The 21,463-nt window shown below is 59.4% G+C and carries 16 protein-coding genes; 4 read left to right on the forward strand and 12 right to left on the reverse strand.

What is annotated here, in order from left to right; genetic code table 11:
• Window positions 1-71: 71 nt before the first annotated feature.
• The 12 genes from VFQ24_00125 to VFQ24_00180 form a co-directional block, all read right to left on the reverse strand.
• Window positions 72-935 (reverse strand): tetratricopeptide repeat protein, encoded by an 864-nt coding sequence (locus VFQ24_00125; protein ID HET9176745.1) that lies wholly within the window; start codon window positions 933-935, stop codon window positions 72-74.
• Window positions 936-1,153: 218 nt separating this feature from the next.
• Window positions 1,154-2,644, reverse strand: coding sequence for a M56 family metallopeptidase (locus tag VFQ24_00130; GenBank protein ID HET9176746.1), 1,491 nt, complete (start codon window positions 2,642-2,644; stop codon window positions 1,154-1,156).
• On the reverse strand, window positions 2,644-3,045 hold the full coding sequence (locus tag VFQ24_00135; GenBank protein HET9176747.1) for a BlaI/MecI/CopY family transcriptional regulator: 402 nt from the start codon (window positions 3,043-3,045) through the stop codon (window positions 2,644-2,646). Before VFQ24_00135 ends, VFQ24_00130 begins: the two co-directional genes overlap by 1 nt.
• A 615-nt stretch (window positions 3,046-3,660) precedes the next feature.
• Window positions 3,661-8,208, reverse strand: coding sequence for a glutamate synthase large subunit (gene gltB, locus VFQ24_00140; GenBank protein HET9176748.1), 4,548 nt, complete (start codon window positions 8,206-8,208; stop codon window positions 3,661-3,663).
• 150 nt (window positions 8,209-8,358) lie between these two features.
• On the reverse strand, window positions 8,359-9,378 hold the full coding sequence (locus tag VFQ24_00145; GenBank protein ID HET9176749.1) for a gluconeogenesis factor YvcK family protein: 1,020 nt from the start codon (window positions 9,376-9,378) through the stop codon (window positions 8,359-8,361).
• Between the two features lie 59 nt (window positions 9,379-9,437).
• Window positions 9,438-9,953, reverse strand: a complete 516-nt coding sequence (locus VFQ24_00150; protein ID HET9176750.1) for a tetratricopeptide repeat protein — start codon at window positions 9,951-9,953, stop codon at window positions 9,438-9,440.
• A gap of 447 nt (window positions 9,954-10,400) precedes the next feature.
• A complete protein-coding gene (locus VFQ24_00155) occupies window positions 10,401-11,438 on the reverse strand; it encodes a deoxyhypusine synthase family protein (protein HET9176751.1) in 1,038 nt (345 codons plus the stop codon).
• 99 nt (window positions 11,439-11,537) lie between these two features.
• Window positions 11,538-12,092, reverse strand: a complete 555-nt coding sequence (locus VFQ24_00160; protein ID HET9176752.1) for an arginine decarboxylase, pyruvoyl-dependent — start codon at window positions 12,090-12,092, stop codon at window positions 11,538-11,540.
• Window positions 12,093-12,419: 327 nt separating this feature from the next.
• On the reverse strand, window positions 12,420-13,280 hold the full coding sequence (locus VFQ24_00165) for an OmpA family protein (protein ID HET9176753.1): 861 nt from the start codon (window positions 13,278-13,280) through the stop codon (window positions 12,420-12,422).
• 170 nt (window positions 13,281-13,450) lie between these two features.
• Entirely contained in the window at window positions 13,451-14,857 is a 1,407-nt protein-coding gene (locus VFQ24_00170; protein ID HET9176754.1) for an NAD(P)(+) transhydrogenase (Re/Si-specific) subunit beta, read from the reverse strand.
• Entirely contained in the window at window positions 14,854-15,150 is a 297-nt protein-coding gene (locus VFQ24_00175) for an NAD(P) transhydrogenase subunit alpha (protein HET9176755.1), read from the reverse strand. Before VFQ24_00175 ends, VFQ24_00170 begins: the two co-directional genes overlap by 4 nt.
• A gap of 73 nt (window positions 15,151-15,223) precedes the next feature.
• Complete coding sequence (locus VFQ24_00180) at window positions 15,224-16,402, reverse strand: Re/Si-specific NAD(P)(+) transhydrogenase subunit alpha (protein HET9176756.1); 1,179 nt, start codon at window positions 16,400-16,402, stop codon at window positions 15,224-15,226.
• Between the two features lie 194 nt (window positions 16,403-16,596).
• Here VFQ24_00180 and menC point away from each other — a divergent pair, with 194 nt between their 5' ends.
• From menC to VFQ24_00200, 4 genes are all read left to right on the forward strand, one after another.
• On the forward strand, window positions 16,597-17,721 hold the full coding sequence (menC, locus tag VFQ24_00185; protein ID HET9176757.1) for an o-succinylbenzoate synthase: 1,125 nt from the start codon (window positions 16,597-16,599) through the stop codon (window positions 17,719-17,721).
• Window positions 17,718-18,725: a dihydrodipicolinate synthase family protein gene (locus VFQ24_00190; GenBank protein HET9176758.1), complete on the forward strand. Its 1,008-nt coding sequence runs from the start codon at window positions 17,718-17,720 to the stop codon at window positions 18,723-18,725. Before menC ends, VFQ24_00190 begins: the two co-directional genes overlap by 4 nt.
• The gene (locus VFQ24_00195; GenBank protein HET9176759.1) at window positions 18,679-20,040 is read left to right on the forward strand and encodes a hypothetical protein; all 1,362 of its coding nucleotides are present in this window, start codon (window positions 18,679-18,681) and stop codon (window positions 20,038-20,040) included. Before VFQ24_00190 ends, VFQ24_00195 begins: the two co-directional genes overlap by 47 nt.
• A gap of 75 nt (window positions 20,041-20,115) precedes the next feature.
• Window positions 20,116-21,360 (forward strand): MFS transporter, encoded by a 1,245-nt coding sequence (locus VFQ24_00200; protein ID HET9176760.1) that lies wholly within the window; start codon window positions 20,116-20,118, stop codon window positions 21,358-21,360.
• Window positions 21,361-21,463: the final 103 nt, after the last annotated feature.

Consider the following 21,463-nt stretch of genomic DNA (forward strand, 5'->3'; position numbering starts at 1 on the left):
CATGCCTTTAGTTTTACCACATGTGCCGACCCCACCCCGGCGGGGTCGGCGCTACAAACATTAACAACTCCTCAGCCTGATGTCGGACGCGGAGGAGGTGGCGGCGGTGGTGGAGCAGCCAGCGGGGGCGGCGGCGCATTCGGCTGAAGCTCTGGCTGCGTCGAAGCGCCGGCGAGCGGTTGCCGCGTAGTTCCTGCCTTGGCGGCCAGCATGTCGGCCTCGGCAATCGTCCTGCGATAACTTTCCTCATTTTCTGCGAAGGCAGCACTCTCTCGAAGCAACATATTCTCGAATATCATCGCTGCACTGAGGTTCGGGTCAAGCTGACGGGCTTTTCGAGCGGCCTGCAGTCCCGCCGTGATCAGCGGGGACTGAGCTGCTCGGTACTTTTCACGCAGGCTGGTATTCCTGATGAATCCCGGTTGCCCCGGCTTCAATCCGGCCTCCCTAAGAGTTTCGAGGTATGGCTTGAAGCTGAGTTCCCAGTCCAGCATGCCCAGGAGATACCAGGCATTGGCGTTCGTGCCATCGACTTGAATTAGTTTTTCACAACTTTGCTTGCTGGCCTGCGGGTGACCGGCGGCAAGCGAGAAGACGGCAAGGTCCCACAGAGCAAGTTTGTTGGAGGGATCAAGCCTGAGCGCCGAGTCGTATGCCTTGATTGCCTGTTCAGCCAATGCTTCAGACCGGGAGGCTGGCGGCCCTGCCATATACTCGCGCGCATAGGCGCTCGCCAGGTGAAGACGGGCGAGAAGCGAATTCGGCTGGAGCCGGGCGGCACTCTGAAAATGCCCGGCTGCTTGCGAAAAATTGCCAGTGTTGGCAGCTTCGGCGCCGAGGCGGAGTTCCTCGCTCGCCGAACGTTGTGCGAAGGCCGTCGCCGCAGCCAGGGTCAGAAATAAAGTGATCGCCAGAAACGATTTTACAATGTGCATCGTGAATCTCCTTTCAGATAAGCATTCTTTTGCCCTTACCACCCGTGCCGACCCCGCCCCGGCGGGGTCGGCGCTACAAAGACATATTTCCTGCGCTGCCATGCCGGCTGAAGGTCTGGTTGTAGCGCCGGGCTTCAGCCCGGCATTCTTTTGCCGTCACCACACATGCCGACACTACTCCGCGAACGCGCCGAGACAGCCGCGCCCCAACCCCAAACCTAATTGCTTTTTGTCATCTCAAGGCCTGAGTAAAACTCAAGGCCGCCCGGGAAAATGATCGTTAGCCTCGCCTGACCGTGGCCAACCATCCGCAGCCGGTAATCCGCTTGCACGCCGCCACGGTCGGGCGCCACCGCGAAGGAGAGCGTGTCGCCTTGAAGAGTGGCGCGCAAAACCCTTCCACTCGGCGGAGGAGGTGGCGGAGGCGCAGCGGGACGCAGCGGAACTCGACCGAGACCCGGCTGGTCTCCCCCGGACGGATGGCTCTGGGCAAACCGATTTATAGCAATGCCCAGCAGCTTTCTGCCGCGCTGTTTAAATGCGAGAGTGATAAGGACAGGGTCTTGTTCGCCCTGCCATCTACCCTCGAAAGAATGCATCGCGATTTTCTCCGGCAGGGCCAGCGGCGCCTGGGTGCTCGAACCGTGCCCAATCCTTTTGCTGCGGGCGTGTAGAGCGGCCAATGAACCTGTGAAGATCGGAGCAAGTATCAGAATCGAAGCCAGCGCTGGCCGGGACAACCTCGCTGAAAACCCGCCCTGTGCCTGAAGAATTCTCTCAATTCGCTTGCTGGTCGGGCCGCGACTCGCCATGGCAAGGCCCTGCCAGCGAACCCGGCCGCCGGCATTTTTCGCGCGTGCAGCAAAAGACAACAGCACGTCCGCATAGTCATGACGGTCGGCCGTGATATTCAGAGCGCAATCATCGCTCGCTTCCTCGGCAAGGTCCTTCAAATGGCGATCAAGCCACCAGGCAAGCGGGTGAAACCAGAAGAGACATTTGTTGAGCGCCGAAAGATTTTGAGTGACAAAGTCCCGCCGCCGCACATGCGAGACCTCGTGAGCTATGACGGCCCGAAGCTTTTCGCGCTCCCAGGTTGGCCAGTCCGGCGGCAGGATGATCGTTGACCTGACGAGCCCCACGGTCACCGGCGCCTGGACCAGGTCCGACTCAAAAATATGCGGCGAGATTCCACGCTGCGAAAAGAGTTCCTGCGCCAATACGAGCAGATCGTCGGACCCGATTTGCCGGGAGCAACGAACCAATCGCCAGGCGAGGTAGCGCCCCAGGCCCTGTCGCACGAAAAGGACAGCAACGACCTCCGCGTAAACGATCAGGGTCAGCAGAGCCCAGAGTGGACGAGGAGTCACGGGAGAATTCTGAGTGAGGCTGAAATCCGTGCGATCAACCTGGATGGAATCGGGTGGCTTTTCTGACCCAGCAGCAGAAGCCAGAGTTTTACTGAGGAAGCTCGCACCGGTTGCCGGCAAGACCTTGATCGGGATGGAAGGCAGGGCGATCCGAAGCAAGGGCATCGCCATCATGCTCAAAAGCACAGCCGTCCAGGTTGCGTGGCGGACGCAGGCGCTGCGCACCCGGAAAAGCCGAATAATGAGCCAGCAGGCGCCGGCCAAAACGAGCGATCGGATGCTGCTGTCAAACAGCAGGACCAGCACGCGCGCCGCCGAACTGTCGTTCCAATGGGTCATCAGGACTTCCGCTGCTTCCGGGACTGCGCAACCCGCCGCGCCAGACGCTCAAGTTCCTTGCCATCGACGATTTTGTTGTCAACCATGCCCGCGAGGAGCTGTTCCGCCGAACCGCCGCAGAACCGGTCGATGATCTGTTGAACGGCGCGTACGGCCACACTCTGGCGCGCCTGAGTGCTGCGGTAGAGATAAGTGCGCCCGTCGACCTCATGCACGAGATAGCCCTTCTGTTCGAGGCGGCGAAGAATCGTGCGCGCGGTCGACTCTTTCATCGGCCACTCGGGCCGGAGGGCCTCACGAACAGACTCGGCGCTGCAAGGGCCCTTGGACCAGACCAAATCCATGACCAAGTGTTCGAGCTTGCTGAGCGGTTTCTGCATCTTTGAAGTATTGTTATTCATTGTAGCGCTACAATATGTAACATATAGGGAATGGGCTGTCAAGCATTATTTGAGATGGCGGCAAAACGGGCGGGCCAAGGGCGCCGATCGCAGGGCTTGCGAGTGCGCAGATGTGTCCCCAACGAAGACCGCACACGGCCCGTCAGCGGCGCGGCGCCTGCCCCGCTATCCTGGCGCCGAGGGCATGATCTCTGTCAGGATGGCGGCACGCAAACCACGGGGAATTTAACAAAGATTTCAGATTGCAGAACAAAGTCGTCTTACCGTCGGCTCGCCTGAGGGGATCGTCCAATTCTTCCTCGGCTCGCCCGCGCGGTCGCGCCGGTTGGCGGGGGCGGCGAGGGAAATGCTTTATGCATAGCCTTCATACATAGGCTATGTATCGGCTCTGGAGCTCCCCAATGGGACGCATGGGATTTTCACTTGGAAGATTAACAATTTTGTAAGTTGCTGAAAATAAACAGCTCAACTCTCACTGAATTGAATGCTTCCGCGATTTGTGCTTATTTTTGGCACAGCGGGTAAAATTTACTGATCGCCTGGTTCTATTTGAACATGGCCGCGGTTCCGCCATGTTGGTGACGTGGTTCTGACGATTCTGCGGGAAGGTGCCCGCTACACCTGGGCAGGCTGGTTTGAAGATCGGGGAACCGCCTCAGCAGGAGCGTCTGCCGGTTTTGATCGTGGGTGTACTTTCCAGAATGACAGCAGGCTCGAAGACCAGTTCTCGAGGATGTCCCATGCCGCTTGGCTGCCGGTTTTTTCGGCATGTGCCATCACCAGCTGCCGAAGCAGATGAGAATCTCCCGGCTCAATCACGCGCTCGATCCCGACCAGCTCAGGATTGTAACGCTGTTCAAAACGGCCGGCGGAATCAAGGACGAAAGCGATTCCATTGGTCATGCCGGCGCCGAAATTTCTTCCGGTCTCGCCCAGAATGACGACGACGCCTCCGGTCATGTACTCGCAGGCATGATCGCCGGCGCCTTCGACGACGGCCGTTGCTCCGCTGTTGCGCACGGCAAAACGTTCTCCGGCGCGCCCGGCGGCAAACAGTTTGCCAGCCGTAGCGCCATAGAGCACGGCGTTGCCCATGATGACGTTCTCATTTGATGCGAAAGCAGATTCCTTCGGCGGCCGGATGATGACTTCTCCTCCACCCAATCCTTTGCCCACGTAATCGTTGGCTTCGCCGTCCAGCACCAACCGCAGGCCTTCAGTGAGGAAAGCTCCAAAGCTCTGCCCGGCGCTGCCGCGGAAACGGAATTCCGCCGTCTGGTCTATCATTCCGCGGTTGCCGTAGCGGAGGGCGATGGCATTCGCGGCGCGGGCGCCGATGGTCCGATTGATGTTGCTGATCTCGTATTCGCGAACAATCGACGTGCCCTGGTCAAGGGCCTGCTTCACATCCTCCGCCATGCGCAGCGCCAGCGGATCAAGGTTCCGCGCGGGAGTCCGGGCCCGAACGCTGGAGCGGATTTCAGGATCGGGCCGGTGAAGCAGAGGACGAAGATCGAACTGTCCGCGGCGGCCTTCGACCCTATGGCCGGTTGGAACCAGCAGGTCCGTGCGGCCCACAATCTCTTCGAGAGAACGGAACCCGAGTTGGGCAAGTAGTTCGCGAATGTTTTGGGCGACGTGCCGCATGTAATTCACCAGCCGCTCCGGCTCATTCGGGAATTTCTTCCGCAGGTCTTCGCGCTGGGTCGCCACGCCCACGGGACAGGTGTTCAGGTGGCACTGCCTCGCCATCACGCAAGCCAGCGCCACCAGGGCTGAGGTGCCGAACCCAAATTCGTCCGCGCCCAGCATTGCCGCCACCACAACATCTCTCCCGGTTTTCAATCCGCCATCGGCCCGCAGCCGTACCCGGCTCCGCAAGCCACTTTCAACCAGACACTGATGGGCTTCGGCAAGCCCCATTTCCCATGGAGAGCCCGTGTTCTTGACCGAGATCAGCGGCGATGCCCCCGTGCCGCCGTCGTGACCGCTGATGAGCACCACATCCGCATTCGCCTTCGCGACACCGGAAGCCACGGTACCCACACCGGCCTGCGACACCAGTTTGACGGCAATGGTGGCGCTCGGGTTGATTTCTCGGAGGTCGTAGATCAACTGAGCCAGGTCCTCGATGGAATAAATGTCGTGATGAGGAGGCGGCGAGATCAGCGAAATGCCTTCCACGGCGCGGCGTACGCGGGCGATCATGGGCGTGACTTTGTGGGAGGGCAACTGGCCGCCTTCGCCGGGCTTCGAGCCCTGGGCCATTTTGATTTCCAGTTGCTCGGCCCGAACCAGGTATTCGGGCGTCACGCCGAATCGCGCTGAAGCCACCTGCTTGATCTTGTTTTCGGCGGAGTCGCCGCTCTCAAGTTCGATGAAGTAAACGTTCGGATCTTCCCCGCCCTCGCCAGTGTTTGAGCGCGCGCCGATCCGGTTCATGGCCACTGCCAGCGTGTGCTGGGTCTCAGGGCTCAGGGCGCCGAGGGACATCGCCTGCGACGTGAAGCGCTTCCAGATGCTCTCGACGGGCTCCACTTCCTCAATGGGAATAGGCTTGGCAGGGACAAACTTTAGCAAGTCGCGCAGGGTGATGGGCTCTCGCTCGTCCACCTCTCGCGCGAAAGCCCTATAACTCTCCTCATCGCCTTCCTTGGCGGCCTTCTGCAGGTTGCGAATCACCTGCGGGCTGAAGGCGTGGCGTTCAAACCCTTTTCGGAACCGATAGTAGCCTGCGAACTCCGGTTTATCGGCCACGGCCGGAAAAGCTTCACGGTGACGCGCAATAACGTCGTGTGCCAGATCCACCAACTTGCGGCCGCCGATCAGAGAACGAGTGTCTGGGAAGAACTCCTTCACCACGTCCTGGTCAAGGCCGATGATCTCAAAAAATTTGCCGCCCTGATAGCTTGCCAGCGTCGAGATGCCCATTTTTGACATGATCTTCTTGATGCCTGTCTCGATGCCGCTCCGGAAATTTTCCAGCGCCTGAGCCATGGAAATCTGCCCCAACTCGCCCCGGCCCGCAAGGTCGGCCACAGCTTCGAGGACCAGATAAGGATTGATGCCGGCTGCGCCATAGGCCACCAGGCAAGCAAACTGATGGGATTCCCAGGCTTCAGCGGTTTCGAGCACCAGGTCGGCCTTATTGCCAACGCCCTCGGCGATCAAGTGCTCAACCACGGCCCCAACAACCAGCAGCATCGGAACCGCGGCATGGCCGGCGTCCAATCCGCGATCGCTCAGAATCAGGATGGAACTGCCCTGCTTCACGGCAGCCAGGCATTCCTGTCTGATTCGGTCGATGGCTGCCGACATGCCTTCCGGCCCCTGGCTGGCGGGGAATAGGACTGAGACCGTCACAGGCTTGAACTTCTCTTCCCCAAGCTGCTTCAGTTCGGTGAGTTCTGCATCAAAAAGTAATGGCGATTCCAGCCGTATCATGCGGGCGTGCTCGGGTGATTCAATGAGCACCGAGTGGCGGGCGCCCAGATAAAGATTCAGAGACATCACCAGCGACTCGCGCAGCGGATCGATCGGCGGATTGGTAACCTGGGCAAACATCTGCCGGAAATAATGGTAGACAGGGCGCGGGCGCGTGGAGAGGGCGGCAAGCGGTGTGTCGTCGCCCATGGAACCGGTCGCCTCTTTCTTCATGCCGGCCAGGGGTTTGATCAGCAACTCCAGATCTTCCTCGGTATATCCGGCTGCGCGCTGCAAGGCGATGAAGCTTGCGCGGTCAGTGGACGAAAGCCGGTCCGCGGCAGCTTCCGCCAGCCCGCTTTGCTCTGCCCTGAACCGCGGTAGGAACAGCATCTGGTTCCGAATCCATTTCCGGTATTTCCGGGCGTGCGAAACCTGCTTTTTGAGCTGCTCGTTCTTGAAAACCTTTTTATGTTCCAGGTCCACCAGAAGAATCTGGCCGGGGCCGAGCCTTCCCTTCTCCTGCACTCGTTCGGGCTCGATGGGCAGCAAGCCAACCTCGGACCCCAGGACCACCAAGCCGTCCCGCGTGATGGTGTAACGGGCGGGGCGCAATCCGTTGCGATCGAGCGCCGCCCCCACCAGCGGGCCGTCCAGAAATGCCATGGCGGCAGGCCCGTCCCACGGCTCCATCAGGCAGGAGTGGTAATGATAGAAAGCCTGAACGTCCGCGGGGATTTCAACTGAACCCTCCCAGGCCTCCGGGATCATCATCAACAGCGCGTGATGCACCGCGCGGCCCGAACGGGTGAGCAATTCGAGGACATTATCGAAGCTTGCGGAATCGCTCCCTCCGGGCTGTATCACCGGCTTCAGCCACTCGGATTCGCTACCCCAGATGGGGTGATCCAGCACGGCTTCACGGGCCCGCATCCAGTTGCGGTTTCCCAGCAGAGTGTTGATCTCGCCGTTGTGCGCGACCAGCCGGAAGGGCTGCGCCAGAAACCACGTGGGCGAAGTGTTGGTGCTGTAACGCTGATGGTAAAGAGCAGCGGAAGTCTTGAATTCCGGGTCCCCAAGATCTTTGTAGAAAATCCCAAGCTGCGAGGGCGCCATCAAACCTTTGTAGACAATATTGCGCGAGGAGAATGAAGGGATGTAACAGTCTGCAAGCTTTGCTTCGGCAATCCGCCGCTCGATTTCCTTGCGAGTTAGGTAAAGAATCTGTTCAAATTCGCGTTCCTGGTCGGCCGGCTGCGCCACCAGCAGGTGCCAGATGGCCGGCTGGCTCTCGCGAGCCTGGGGACCAAGCGCGTCCGGATTCACAGGAACCTGGCGCCAACCCGCCACATAAAGCCCCCGATTGCGGACCGCTTCTTCGGCGGCAAACATGGCCTGCGCGCGTGCTACTCCGTCGGACGGGAAGAAAAATACGCCGACAGCGGTGCGCCAGTGCGGTTGAAATCCAGAATTAAGGCGGCGCGCTTCCCGGGCAAAGAAATCCGAAGGAAGCTGTACCGTAATACCCGCGCCGTCACCACTGGCCCCGTCAGCATCCACACCACCACGGTGCGTCAGACACCCCAGACATTCGAGCGCCTGAGTAACAACACGGTGCGACGCGGGAGCATTGAGATCAGCGACAAATCCCACTCCGCAGGCGTCGTGCTCATCGTGCTGATTAAGGCCGCGAGAACGTTCGCCTCTCGTTTTTTCATCCATTGAATCGTGTTTAGACACTACTCCTCCGACCAGAAGACCTATTTTCTTTCTTCCTGGCAGGATCTGAGAAATGAATAGTTTTTATAGTTCGCATAAACGGCTGCATGGGTTCCATCTTCAAACGTAAACCAATTAAAATCAAGCTGATTAGCGGATAGGCTGGCGCCTTTATGCTTCCCCATGGCGGCCAGAGGTGGCTTTCGAGCCCCGGCTCCTCGATCTGGCAAGATCCAGCAGCAAACGGGCGAGCCGGTTTGCGTCGTGGCGCGCAACTCCATTCTCCGTCTGAAGCAGTGGAGCACAGATAGGAGAGACCCCGAGGGACCGGATCTCCACCAGGTCATTAGTGACGGGCTCAGCCTGCCCAGCGGCGTACCGCCTACGCATCGAAATTGGAAACGGGCGGTTGTTCAGGACAGCGAAGTCAAAGAGGTTGCTCCCGACATGCTGGATGATCGGCTCAAGGTGTTCAGCAGCGGTGTAACCTCGCGTCTCGCCGGGCTGTGTCATGAGGTTGCCAATAAAGACCCTGGTAGCCTTCGAACGCGCGATCTGCTCCGCAATACGTGAAACCAGCAGGTTGGGAAGGAGCGAGGTGTACAGCGATCCCGGCCCCACCGTGATGAGATCGGCTTCGGCTACAGCGTCGAGGGTCTCCGGCATGGGACGGCACCGCGCCGGCGCCATCGACAGCTTGCGGATGGGCACACGGGTGTTGTGAATCTGAGTTTCTCCCTCCGCGCGCCGGCCGTCAGCAAGCTGGGCAGTGAGGCGGACATCCGCCAGAGTTGCGGGGAATATCTCTCCTCTCACCGCCAGCACTTCGCTCGCCAGCCTGACCGCCAGCGAAAAATCACCTGTCAGCTTGGTTAGAGCCGTGAGAAATAGATTGCCGAGGCTGTGTCCGCGAAGGCCTTTCCCCGCCGAGAAACGATAATTGAACAACCTGGTCAGGACCTTTTCGTCCTCAGCAAGCGCTACCAGGCAGTTGCGAATGTCGCCCGGCGGCAGCATGCCGAAGTCGCGCCGCAGGCGTCCTGAACTCCCGCCCTCGTCCGTCACTGTGACGACAGCCGTCAACCGGGTTATTGACCGCTGTCCCTGGGAGCTTTCGGGGATGACCAACTGCTTCAAACCGCGCAGCAGAACGGCCAAGCCAGTACCGCCCCCGATAGCGACAACCCTCATCTATTGCACCTGTGTCGATGAGTTGGTGAAAGCGATGATCGCGGAAAAATTCAGGCGCCTTATCTCAGCGGCTGGCGCGCATCAGCACCCAGAAGTCGAGTGAAGCGCGGGTCGGCTGATAGCGTCTGGAAATCTTCATCGTGGCGTGCCTGGACCTGGTTCTGCGGACGGAGTCTGATCGCTTCCTCAAGGTGGCTGAAGGCATTGTCCGGATCGCCCTGGAGTCCATAAACAGCAGCCAGAGCGTAATGAACGTATTCCTGACCAGGGACCAGTTTATCCGACTTTTTGAGATACTCACGGGCCTGATCGAGGTCACGGCTGTTGAGTGCCGCAACTCCGCGGGCGTAGCATCCCTCCGCCGTTTTGGGATGTCTTTCCTGGTACCACTGGCGTTCGCAAAAGCTTAGATGGACCCTTGCTCTGTCAGCTATCTCACGGACCGGTGCCCTCGCAACCTTCTCAAACAGCTCAGATGCTCTTTGATAATCTCTTTTTTGAAAATACCGGATTGCGATTCCAAAATCCTTCAGCGCTGCTTCGCGCTCAACGTCGTGGGGATTTTGAACTACCACGGGAGACGTTTTCCGAGTCCTCACTGGCTGCGCAACGTGGTCCCGTGAGGCGCTTCTTGAGGCTGCATTCCTGGGGCCTGAAGAAGTCTTCCTCCGCCGTGGGGAGAGCCTGGTCTGCTTGTGTCGGGTTCCTCTGATCATTAACCCTCCAACCAGATACTACTCTGCTGATTGCCTGCGATGCTTGTATGTTAGCAGCTTTCCGGCGGCCAGTCAAACCGCCCATTTCCTGCCGTTTACGAGTGCGGGGCGGCCCCGGCGCGGCAGGACGATGGGCAGTATCATCTTTGAATTCCTAGGCTTGCGGGCCTTGGGAGGCCAGGTTTACCCCGAGGTTCGGCGGTGTACACCCGATCATCGCGGGTTCCACCCGGCCGCCATCGCTTCTCATCCGTCTGTAAACAATGAAGAAGTCTGGTGAGGTTCCCCACGACGCTTCGGATTTACTCATTTCGGGAAGGAGAACTTAAGCTCAGGGCCCATTTCGAAGATCGGCTTCTTCCGTTTGCTGATCAGTTCCCGTTCTTCAGACAGTGCCGTGACCAGGATGGGCATGGCGATGGTCGAATCGCAGTTGCATGTGACCATGCTGGCGTCATGAGCGATCTTCCCCCAACTCTGGGCTTCTTCGAACGTGCAGCCCGAAAGGCCGCCCCATTGAGGCATGTCGGTAACAACCTGAACGGCATACTTGTGGCCGTTTGCGGCGTTCCGCATGAAGGTTGCCGTCACCTCGCTCTGCTGCACAAAATTCTTGGGCGTGCCCCCGCCAAAGTAGATGACGCCGGTGGCGGGTGATTCGCCTGCCAGGTGTGCCGTTTCAAGCACATCGCCAATCACATCAAAGGTGAAGCGGTTTTTGCCGAGGTGCCGATTTTCGGCGATGCCGATGCCGATCGACGAATCGCCGATGGCAGGGCAATAGAGCGGGACCCGCGCCTTATAGGCTGAAGTAACAATGCCGTCCTCTTTGGCGCGCTTCGAGACTTCCTTGCCCAGCAGATACAGAAACTCGCGCGTGGTGTAAGGTCGCGACTGGTCAAGTGTTGCGGCGAACCGCCCGATGAATTCATCCTCTTCCCGGAACTCCTCCTCGTCCACCAGGGTGTCATACATGCGGTCGATCAGGTTTTTCTGCAGGTGAACGTCATTCATGCTGGGAGAACACTGATAGTGCAGCCGCCCCAGCGTTTCATGGATGTCATGGAAAAAATTGGCCCCGGTTGACACCACGCAGTCCACCAGCCGATGCTTGATCATGTAAGCCACCAGGCGCCGCATGCCGCCCGGGATCATGGCTCCGGACAGCCCCATCATGATGATGACCCGGTCATCCAGCATGCGTTTCCAGATCTGGAATGCAATGCCGAGGTTTCGCCCCTGGAAGGAGATGCCTTGCATCTTCTCCAGCAGCGACGCAGCGTTCTTCTTCCGGTCGATTTCCAGCGGGCGAGTTGGGACAGTCAAGATCTCATGTTTGCGCATGATATGGCTCCTGTTTATTTTTATCGCGGGGCTCGGAGGGAAAATGCGATGGCTGTGACGGATTCCCCTGAACGGTCCTCCTGGGCGCACCCGCAGGCGTCAACCTTCAATACCCAGCAGAACGGCCGCAGACAAAACTGTCGTCCAAAGGCCCCGCTTGTCGCCGATCGCCGATTGGGTGATCTCCGAGGTTCGGACAATCTTGTTCGAGATGCGGTAGATTTCCTTCTTTTCGTCCCAGCTTTGGTCCGGATCGAACTCCACGCCCAGGGTTGTGGCCAGCATCTCGGCGGCCAGCTCTTCGGCGTATTCTCCGGCCACCTGTTCGGTCTGGCCAAAGGAGTGGTGCTCGGAAAGGTAGCCGTAGGTGTTGCGGTCGGCAGGCATCGCAACTCCGATGGATGCAGCAATCAAACGGTGAGGCTCGCGTGTGGAATTTTCACTGATCACGACGAACGTAACCTGGCCGGGCTGCAATTCCTTGATGCCCTCAGCACGCGGAACCATCTTGCAGCGGGGTGGAAAGATGCTGGAAACCCGGACCAGATTGCAGGCTGCGATTCCAGCCGATCGAAGCGCCAGCTCAAAACTCGTCAGCTTTTCCCGGTGCTTCCCAACCCCTTTGGTCAGAAACATTCTCTGCGGCACAAACATCCTGGTTCACCAGCTTCTCGCCCCTTCAGTGGCCCTTTATGGCACGCTTGCTGCGGTCGGGAAGCTTCCTCTCCAATTCCGTCAGTTGCAAGCTTTTGAACGTAGCAAAAAGCTGAGAAAAGTGTCAACGGATTTCTGGACGCCGGGGGTGGCTCAGCTTGGTTCCTTTGTAAGGCGGAGGCCTTTGCCGCGTCGTCTGACCGAAGAACGGGTGAGACAGCGCGCCGTAAGTCGAACAGTCACGACCTGGGTGCCGGCCAGAATCTTGCACGGCTGGCGCATTTATGGACGGGGCTTCTGCCTGATAGGTCGGGCTGTCTCGCTGGATTACTGGTTCAGAGACGAAAGGGGTTTGATGGTGGAATCGACAATGCCGATCTCGACCCGGCGGTTTGTCGCTCGAGCCTGCTCGGAATCCCCGGCCACCAGTGGATCGGCTTCCCCAAAGCCTTTGGTCGACATGATGGTGGGATCCAGGCCGTTCTGCACGAGATAGCCATAAACGGATTGTGCCCGCCGTTCCGAAAGCTTCTGGTTGTAATCTTTGGTGCCGATGTCGTCCGTGTAACCGTAAACGGAGATCTGGTATCCCTTCAGCGTTGAAAGGATGCCTGCGATGCGGCTCAGCACCTCCCTGTCTTCGGGCCGCAAACTCGATTTGTCAAAGGCAAAACGGATGGACTTGCTTCCCAGGGTCATCACCAGGCCCATCGCCGTCCGGCGCGTCGAGGCAATCTGGCCCAGGCTCTGCTGCAAGCGGTCGAGTTCAGCTTCTCGCTGCTTCCGGTAGTCCTCCGCCTTGGCCTCAGCCTGCGTGGCCTGCTGCTGCGCCGCCTGCGCCTGCTGTTCGGCCTGCTGCGCCTGCTGCTGGGCCTGAGACTTCTGCTGCTCCGCCTGGTCGCGCTGGTGGGCGGCCTGCTGGGCGCTCTGTTCGGCAGTGGAAGCCCGATCGAGAGCGGCGGCCGCATTCGCCGCAGCGGCATCCGCCTTCATGCTCGTCTGGTCAGTCTGGGTGTTGAGGTGGCGGACTTCCCGGTCGACACGGTCCAGCCGCGCCAGCACGACGTAAAAAAGCACCGCGAGCGCGACAAGCACGAGTCCCGCGAACCACATGAATCCCGACTTCGCGGATCCCCGATCGTGTTCCCGGCGGCCTTCCGGTACGGGCTGGTTCCGGAGGTACTTCATTGTGCATTATTGTATCGCAGGCTTGCCTTCTCGATCTAGCTTTCAACACAAAATCAAAATGCAAACAGGTTGGTAAGCCGATTGTGGTGCAGCACTTAGAAAAGTCACGGCAGTCCATGGCAAGACTGTTCATCCAGTTGTCGCGGACGACGGCGTGTACGCTTTGTGTGTTAATCGCCGCCCCCAGCCAGCTCTTTGACGATCCCACTCACAAAAGACTTCGCGTCCCCAAAAAGCATCAGGGTCTTGTCCATGTAAAACAGCGGGTTATCGATACCCGCGAAGCCGGGACTCAGGCTCCGTTTGATCACCATCACCGTCCGCGCGTTGTTCACTTCGATGATAGGCATGCCGTAGATGGGGCTGCCCTGGTCGGTTTTTGCGGCCGGATTGGTGACGTCATTAGCGCCGATAATCAATGCCACGTCCGTCTGGGGCATTTCGCTGTTGGCATCGTCCATTTCGACCAGTTTGTCATAAGGAACGTCGGCTTCAGCAAGGAGGACGTTCATGTGGCCCGGCATGCGCCCGGCAACCGGGTGGATGCCAAATTTCACGTCAATGCCCTTTTTGGTGAGCACATCGAACATTTCTCGGACCTTGTGTTGGGCCTGGGCCACCGCCATGCCGTAGCCGGGTACGACCAGCACCGTGTTTGCGGCGCCGATGATCGCGGCAGCTTCTTCTGGCGAGGCGCTGTGGACAACCTTTTCTTCTTCCTCGCCCTTGGCAGAAACCTGGAGCTGGCCGAAGGCCCCGAACAGAACATTAGTAAACGAGCGGTTCATGGCCTTGCACATGATGACGGCCAGGATGAAGCCGGAAGAACCATCCAGAGCACCGGCAACCACCAGCACCTTCGAATTAAGCACGAACCCGAGCAGGGCTGCGGTGAGGCCGACGTAGGAGTTCAAAAGCGCAATCACCGTCGGCATATCAGCGCCGCCGATGGGCGTCACCAGCATCACGCCGAACAGCAGCGAGATGATCACCATGGCCGGGAAAAGGAAGGGCGCCACGGGGTTGATGATGAGAATCAAAGCCGACGCGACGGCGGCGGTCAGCACCGTGAAGCTCACATAATTCTGGCCCTTGTAAACAATAGGACGCTGCGGGAGCCATTCCTGCAGCTTGCCGGCCGCGATCAGGCTGCCCGTAAAGCTGAGGCAGCCGATGATCACTTCCAGCGAGATTTCCGTCATCTCGAACTTGTTGACGTGGGGGATGCGCATGTAATACTCGGCAATCCCGATCAGGGCCGCGGCCAGAGCGCCGAAGGCGTGGCTCATGGCCGTCCGCTGGGGAACGGCCGTCATGTGGACCATGCCGAGGGGAATGCCGATAATCACGCCAATCAGCAACGCGATCAGGATCCACTTGAACCGAACGAGATCGGGGTTGAAAAAGGTGGTAACCACGGCGATCGCCGCGCCGATCTCGCCGATCAGGACCCCGTGGCGCGCAGTCGAGGGTGAGCTCAGCCATTTCAGCGACAGGATGAAAAAGGCAATGGCGATGATGTAGGCGAAATCGGTAAGGTACTGAACGGTGGTCAGGTGCAATAGGGATGTGTTCATTGTCTCTTACGTCCGCTCAGTTTGAACATCCGCAGCATGCGGTCCGTAATCAGAAAACCGCCGATCATGTTGCTGAAGGCGGCAGCAACGGCGATGGCCCCGAGGACCAGGGAAAGCGTCGAGCCTTCGCGCCCCGCGATGATGATGGCGGCAACCACCACGATGGCGTCCAGGGCGTTGGTCAGAGCCATCAGCGGCGTGTGCAGCAGTGGTGAAACCCGGCGGATAACTTCAAACCCGAGGAAAGCTGCCAACACAAAAACATACAAGTTTGAGATAAAACCTTCTGGCACCGTACCCTCCTTTAACTAAATTTCGCAATGCGGACTGCGGGAACTGCTTTGAGCAGCCAGCACACAACCCCAATTAAGCATTCTGCCGCGCACTCCGGGCAGGCAATGAGAAAAATTCCCGCACGCGGCCATGTACGATTTCTCCGCCCCGCGTAATCAACGTTTCGCGGGTAATCTCGTCTCCCAGATCGATTTCCGGTTTCCCATCCTTGAACACATGGCGCAGATACGTGCTGATGTTCCGCGCGTACATCTGGCTGGCGTGATAAGGGACCGTGCTGGCCAGGTTGATGGTGCCTACGATGCTGACATTGTGCTTCACCACAACCTTGCTGGCTTCCGTCAATTCACAGTTCCCGCCACGCTCCGCAGCAAGGTCCACGATCACCGAACCTGGCGCCATGCCTTTCACCATCTCCTCCGTCACCAGGACCGGCGGCTTCTTGCCGGGGATGACGGCCGTGGTGATCACCACGTCGCTTTCCGCCACTACCCGCCCCAGCAGTTCCCGCTGGCGTTGATAAAAGCTTTCATCCTGAGCCGTGGCATATCCACGGGCGTCCTGGGCGTCTTTGGCCTCGATTGGCAGCTCAACAAAACGGCCGCCGAGACTCTGCACCTGCTCCTTGACGGCCGGACGCACGTCATACGCCGAGGCGACGGCCCCCAATCGGCGCGAGGTGGCAATGGCCTGAAGCCCGGCCACCCCCGCTCCAACGATGAAAACGCGGGCTGGGGTGATGGTGCCTGCGGCGGTGGTCAGCATGGGGCAAAGCCGCGGCAGCGTATCCGCGGCAAGCAGTACCGCCTTGTAGCCGCAGACGGTCGACATCGATGAAAGCGCGTCCATGCTCTGCGCCCGGGTGATCCTGGGCATCAATTCGATACTGAACGACGATACCCCCTTGGCGGCGATGTCCTGCAGGGTCTCCACCGCTCCCAGCGGGCGCAGGAAGCCCACAAGAAACTGGCCCTCGCGATAGAGCGCAACGTCGTCTTTTCCCGTCCTGTCATTCGAACCATAGCAGAGGACCTGCACGACGATGTCGGCTGTCTTGAAGATCTCCGCGCGACTGCCCAGGACCCTGGCCCCCTTGTCGGCATAGTCCGCGTCCAGGTATCCCGCGCTGACGCCCGCTCCGGCTTCAATAACAACTTCGAATCCTGCTTTCGCCAGTGAAGGGACAGCGGAGGGCACCATGCCCACACGCCTCTCTCCTGGAAAACTCTCCGTGGGAACACCGATGATCATGACAACTCCTCTCCTTTTCCCTTTCCCGGCCAACAGAGCCCACTATTTCACCACAAAACGGCGGCGACCAAAATATGTTGTAGCACATTCGGTGTTGCCGTTGAAACAGGCCCTCTCGTGCGGATTGCGGTCCTGACATTAATTTATTGACTTACCTGCACCGGCCAGAATAGATTTTTCTGGATCAGGCCCCTATGTCGAAAGCCATCTATCTTTCAGCAATTCGTCTGCACTGGGTGCAGGTCGCACTGCACGAACCTTTCAAAATATCGAATGGCGAAGTCTCCGTCAAAGACGCTGTCCTGGTGGAATTGCAGGGCGAAAACGGCGCCGCTGGCTGGGGAGAAGCCTCGCCCATGGGCGGCTCATTTTATTCCTCCGAAACGCCCGGGACGACCTGGGATTTCCTTCGCAGCAAAGTTGCCCCGGGATTACTAGAACGGCCCATTCCCGAGGCCGGCCGGTGCTTCGAGTGGCTCTCGCAATTCCCCGGCGAGCCGTTTGCCAAGGCCGGAGTTGAAGGAGCGGTCTGGGATTTCTGGGCCAACCTCGTCTCCGTGCCGCTGTATGAAATGCTCTGCGGAAGCAGGCGGCCGCTCGCCTCCGGCGCTGCCATCGGCTTGATGCCGTCCATCGATGAGCTGCTCGACCGCGTGGGCACTTTCCTCCAACAGGGATATCGCCGCATCAAGATCAAGATCATGCCGGGCCATGACGTGGAACTCGTGCGGGCTGTGCGCAGCCGGTTTGGAGACATCCCGTTGATGGTTGACGCCAACGCCGCATACCGGCTGGAAGATGCGGCGATTTTTGAACAACTCGACAAGTACGGCCTGATGATGTTTGAACAGCCGCTTGCCCGCAAGGCGCTCGACGAACATGCTGAGCTCCAACGCCGCCTGAAAACTCCCATCTGCATCGACGAATCCGCCGAAGACCTGGAATCCATCGCCACGGCCATCCGGCTGGGGAGCGCAAAAATTATTAACATCAAGGTGCAGCGCATGGGAGGACTCGCGCCCGCCAAGCAGGCCCACGACGCCGCGCGGACGGCAGGTATTCCCTGCTGGATGGGGACCATGCCTGAACTCGGCGTGGCTTCCGCGCAGGCGTTGCATCTCGCGACGCTCGGCAATTTTGCTTTCCCCACGGATGTTGAAGCTTCTGCTCGCTGGTTCAAGGATGATATCATTGGGCCTCCCATTGAGATCTCCGGTGAGGGCTTCATCCATCTGCCCGAGGGCCCGGGCATGGGCTATAAAATCGACCTGAAAAAAGTCGAGAGATACCGAATTCGGTTTGAGGAGTTCCGGGCATGAAACCGCTCACGGTTGACGAATGCGGCCGTCGCCTCTGGCACGGCCTGGTTCCTGCGGTTCCTGTGCCGATGACTTCCGACGGACAGGTCGATGCCGCTGCGCAGGAGAAGTACATCGCCTACATGCGCCTGCAGCCCATTGCGGGCGTTGCGTTGTGGGCGCACACGGGGCGCGGTCTGCACCTCAGCCGCGACCAGCGTCTCCAGGTTTTGCAGGCCTGGGCAGAGGGAATCGGCGCCGACAAGCTGATTATTGCCGGCGTCGGAGGCTCCCACCAGGCCGCCACGTCGTTTTCGGCTTATGCCGATTCGGCGCTCGAAATGGCCGATGACGCTCTCCGGCACGGCGCGAATGCGTTGCTGGTTTATGCTCCTTCGCCGCTTCGAAAAATTGCGGAAGAAGGCGAACTTGAAAAACGGGTGCTCGATTATCACCAACAGCTTGCTTCACTCCACGAGCCCATTATTCTCTTTTACCTCTACGAGGCCGCCGGTGGAATTTCATATTCTCCAGGGCTTCTTCGCCGGCTCTTTGCCTTGCCCGAAGTTATGGGCATCAAGCTTGCCACGCTCGACAGCGTGATGACCTACCAGAATGTGGCAAACCTGATCGGCGAAGAGTTCCCGGAAAAACTCCTGATCACCGGCGAGGACCGCTTTCTCGGTTACAGCCTGATGGCTGGCGCGCAGGCGGCCCTGATCGGCATGGGAGCGGCCTGCACCGAGCTTCAATACAACATGATGGATGCCTACTTCAGCGGCCATTCCGTAGAATTCCTGGACCTTTCAGGGGCCGTTGACCGCCTGTCCCAGGTGCTGTTTATTCCGCCGATGGAAGGCTACATCCGCAGGATGCTCTGGACGCTGGCGCATCTGGGCGTCATCGGGCGCGAGTCCACTTATGATCCGTGGGGGCCCGAGCTGCCGGAAAGCGAGTTCGCGAAAATCGGAGAATCGCTTGCGAACATCGGCGAATTGGACGGTCCAAAAGGCGAAAAGGATTGAATTGTTCATGGAGGACTATTGCCCGCCTCGAGTCCGGCTTCGCGGCAAGCCAAAGCTAAGCCAGCAGGATTCCGCTCAGCTTCAAAAGGATTTTGACGATTTCCGCCACGGCCTTCCGCGGCCGCTCGAACCTCGCGTTCTTTCAACATACGGCATCGACCTTCAGAGCGAATACGGCGGCCTGCCTGTCAAGAACCCTTTCGGCAAGGCGTCGGGTCAGCTCTCGCTGGCCGCGCATCAGGTGGAAAAGGATGCAGTCGCAGGCCTCGGCTTTGTCATCCTCAAGACCGTCATCGCGCAGGACAGCCAGGGCGAGCAGAGCATGTGGGAGTGGGCCATCCCGGAAACGCGCATGACCGTCGAGCGAATCCGCGGGCGCGGCGGAGAAGAAGGCTGGACCGTCACCTGGAAAGGCCGCGGCTGGTACAACACGCTGGAGGCCTACCGCGACTTTTTCGACCAGGCGCTTGCCATCGGCGCCGGCCCCGGGATGCTGATCGTCCCTTCGGTCAAGTATCATCTGCCAACACCCGAGGAAGACTTCTGGAAAGAGGATGAGTACGTTTTCACCACCAGGCTCCTGCTGGGACCCTGGAAGAAACACTGGCCGGCTCTGGCCCTGCCGCTCGAAAAAGATTTCAGCCCCACGCTTGCGGGCTCGGGGCGCGCGGCGCAGCAGGCCAAAATTCTGGAGTGGCTGGCGAAGGCGCCGGCGCTGATCCACGCGGTCGAACCCGGAAAGGTTCGCGTCGGCCTCAAGATGTTCAACGCGCTGTTTGAAGATGATTTTCAGCTCCGCATGCTCAATGCCGTTCACGTGGCTTCGGGCGAAAGCCAGCCGGAGTTTCTGATCTATGCCAATCGGCTTTTCGATCCGAACAGACCATACCTGGACAAGGTGGGCGTCGCCTACGGCGGTCCGGACCTGAGCGACCGCAATTTGAGCGTGCTGGAAAAATTCCTGGCCGCGCGGTTCGCCTCGCACGCAAAACGCGAATTCCTCCCCGTCAGCGCCACCGGTGACATCCACTCCGGCCGCATCGCCGCTGAGTATCTCCTTCGCGGCTGCTCCACTTTCCAGATGCACACAATCTTCCAGTTGCCGGACAGCGAATACGCAATGAACTCGGGAGGCAAGGCGGAAAAGGCGCTCCACCTGCTGCTCTTTCATCCCGAGGAGGGCCTGATTGCCTGGCTGCTGCACCTTCACGCCGCGTTTGGATGGAAGAGCGGCATGCGCGTTCTTGAAATGGCAGAGTGGTGCCGCGATCACTGGCCCGACGTCGAAGCACAATTTGCTTGCGATAGCCGGTAGCACGCCGCTCTGCCGCGTCTCTTTGCACCTTGCCGCCTTTGCGCGAGCTGCTTTGAGAAAAAGAAGGGAAACCTCATGCGCATCTTTTATGGCTGGTGGGTTGTTGCCGCGGCGTTCCTGAACCTCTTTTTTGGGGTCGGGATCGTATTTTACGGCATGCCCGTCTTCTATCCGGAACTGGTGAGAAACCTCGGATTCTCGCGCAGCCAGGTGACGTTGGGCATTTTGATCGGGTTCCTGATCGTTGCTCCGTTTGTGGGCTACCTCGGTTCGTTGATCGACCGCCGCGGCGCGCGCGCCATCATTCGCTTCGGTCTGATATTTGTGGGCGGTCCGCTCATACTGATGGGATGGATGACGCACCTGTGGCAGTATTACCTGCTTTCCATCGCCGAGGTTTTTGGCTACATCCTCACCGGGCCCATCCCCAATCAGGTGCTCATCGCCCGCTGGTTTCGCGCGGCGCGCGGGCGCGCAATGGGCTATGCCTACCTGGGCCTGGGAGTCGGCGGCGCGGTATCGCCCATCCTCGTCCATTTCCTCATTTCGCATTACGGCTGGCGGCGCGCCTTTGAAGCGGTGGGGCTTCTCATCCTGGTTGTGCTTCTTCCCGTCGCGCAGTGGGTCACGCGCTCCGCTCCGGAAGATATGGGACTCGCTCCAGACGGCGCGGAAGTCGCTGCGGCCCAACCCTCCGCGCCCGCGGTGGTGTTTGACCTTCGCCGCGTAGCGCGCTCGGCCAACTTCTGGCTGATCCTTCTCGGCAGCACGCTGGTGATCGGGGCCATTGGCACCGTCATCCAGCAGTTTGTGCTCTTTTTGCACGACCAGAAATATACCCTCGGCCAGGCTTCTGTGATTTCGAGCGGCCTGCTGTTTGCCGGCCTCGCCGGGCGCGTGATTGTCGGTTATCTGGCCGACCGCTTCCAGAAGAAGAACGTGATGGCCACCTTCTACCTGGTGCTGGCGCTGGCAATTCCGCTGCTGTTCGTTGCCCGCTATCCCATCGCCGCGTGGTCGTTTGCCATCATCTTTGGCTTCGCCATGGGCGCCGACTACATGCTGATTCCACTGGTCACGGCAGAGTGCTTTGGCCTCGCCACGCTCGGCAAACTGCTGGCCGTCATCATCATGGCCAATTCGCTGGGACAGTGGATCGGGCCATGGACGGCAGGACTGATTTTCGACGCCACGCACAGCTACAACATCGCCTGGGCGGCCGTAACCATCGGCGGCGTGGTGGGCGCATTTCTGATCTATTCCATCAACGTCAACCGCGAACAACGAACCAGCAAGTCCGTCAGCGCCGCCTCGGCATAGCCTCGAATTTTGTCGTAGCGGCGAGTTTATCTCGTCACGTACCACCTGGTACGGGGCCTCGCCACCTGGCCGCAGGAAGGCAAATCTACCTCCAACTCTTCCG

Source organism: Terriglobia bacterium (assembly GCA_035712365.1).
In the GTDB taxonomy this organism is placed as follows: Bacteria; Acidobacteriota; Terriglobia; order UBA7540; family UBA7540; genus SCRD01.

Bases quoted from the DNA above. Each gene is read 5' to 3' on its own strand.
- VFQ24_00180 (HET9176756.1), bottom strand. From the start codon at position 16,402: ATGATCATCGGTGTTCCCACGGAGAGTTTTCCAGGAGAGAGGCGTGTG.
- VFQ24_00200 (HET9176760.1), top strand. From the start codon at position 20,116: ATGCGCATCTTTTATGGCTGGTGGGTTGTTGCCGCGGCGTTCCTGAAC.
- VFQ24_00130 (HET9176746.1), bottom strand. From the start codon at position 2,644: ATGACCCATTGGAACGACAGTTCGGCGGCGCGCGTGCTGGTCCTGCTG.
- VFQ24_00160 (HET9176752.1), bottom strand. From the start codon at position 12,092: ATGTTTGTGCCGCAGAGAATGTTTCTGACCAAAGGGGTTGGGAAGCAC.
- VFQ24_00135 (HET9176747.1), bottom strand. From the start codon at position 3,045: ATGAATAACAATACTTCAAAGATGCAGAAACCGCTCAGCAAGCTCGAA.
- VFQ24_00125 (HET9176745.1), bottom strand. From the start codon at position 935: ATGCACATTGTAAAATCGTTTCTGGCGATCACTTTATTTCTGACCCTG.
- VFQ24_00165 (HET9176753.1), bottom strand. From the start codon at position 13,280: ATGAAGTACCTCCGGAACCAGCCCGTACCGGAAGGCCGCCGGGAACAC.
- VFQ24_00155 (HET9176751.1), bottom strand. From the start codon at position 11,438: ATGCGCAAACATGAGATCTTGACTGTCCCAACTCGCCCGCTGGAAATC.
- menC (HET9176757.1), top strand. From the start codon at position 16,597: ATGTCGAAAGCCATCTATCTTTCAGCAATTCGTCTGCACTGGGTGCAG.
- VFQ24_00145 (HET9176749.1), bottom strand. From the start codon at position 9,378: ATGAGGGTTGTCGCTATCGGGGGCGGTACTGGCTTGGCCGTTCTGCTG.
- VFQ24_00190 (HET9176758.1), top strand. From the start codon at position 17,718: ATGAAACCGCTCACGGTTGACGAATGCGGCCGTCGCCTCTGGCACGGC.
- VFQ24_00170 (HET9176754.1), bottom strand. From the start codon at position 14,857: ATGAACACATCCCTATTGCACCTGACCACCGTTCAGTACCTTACCGAT.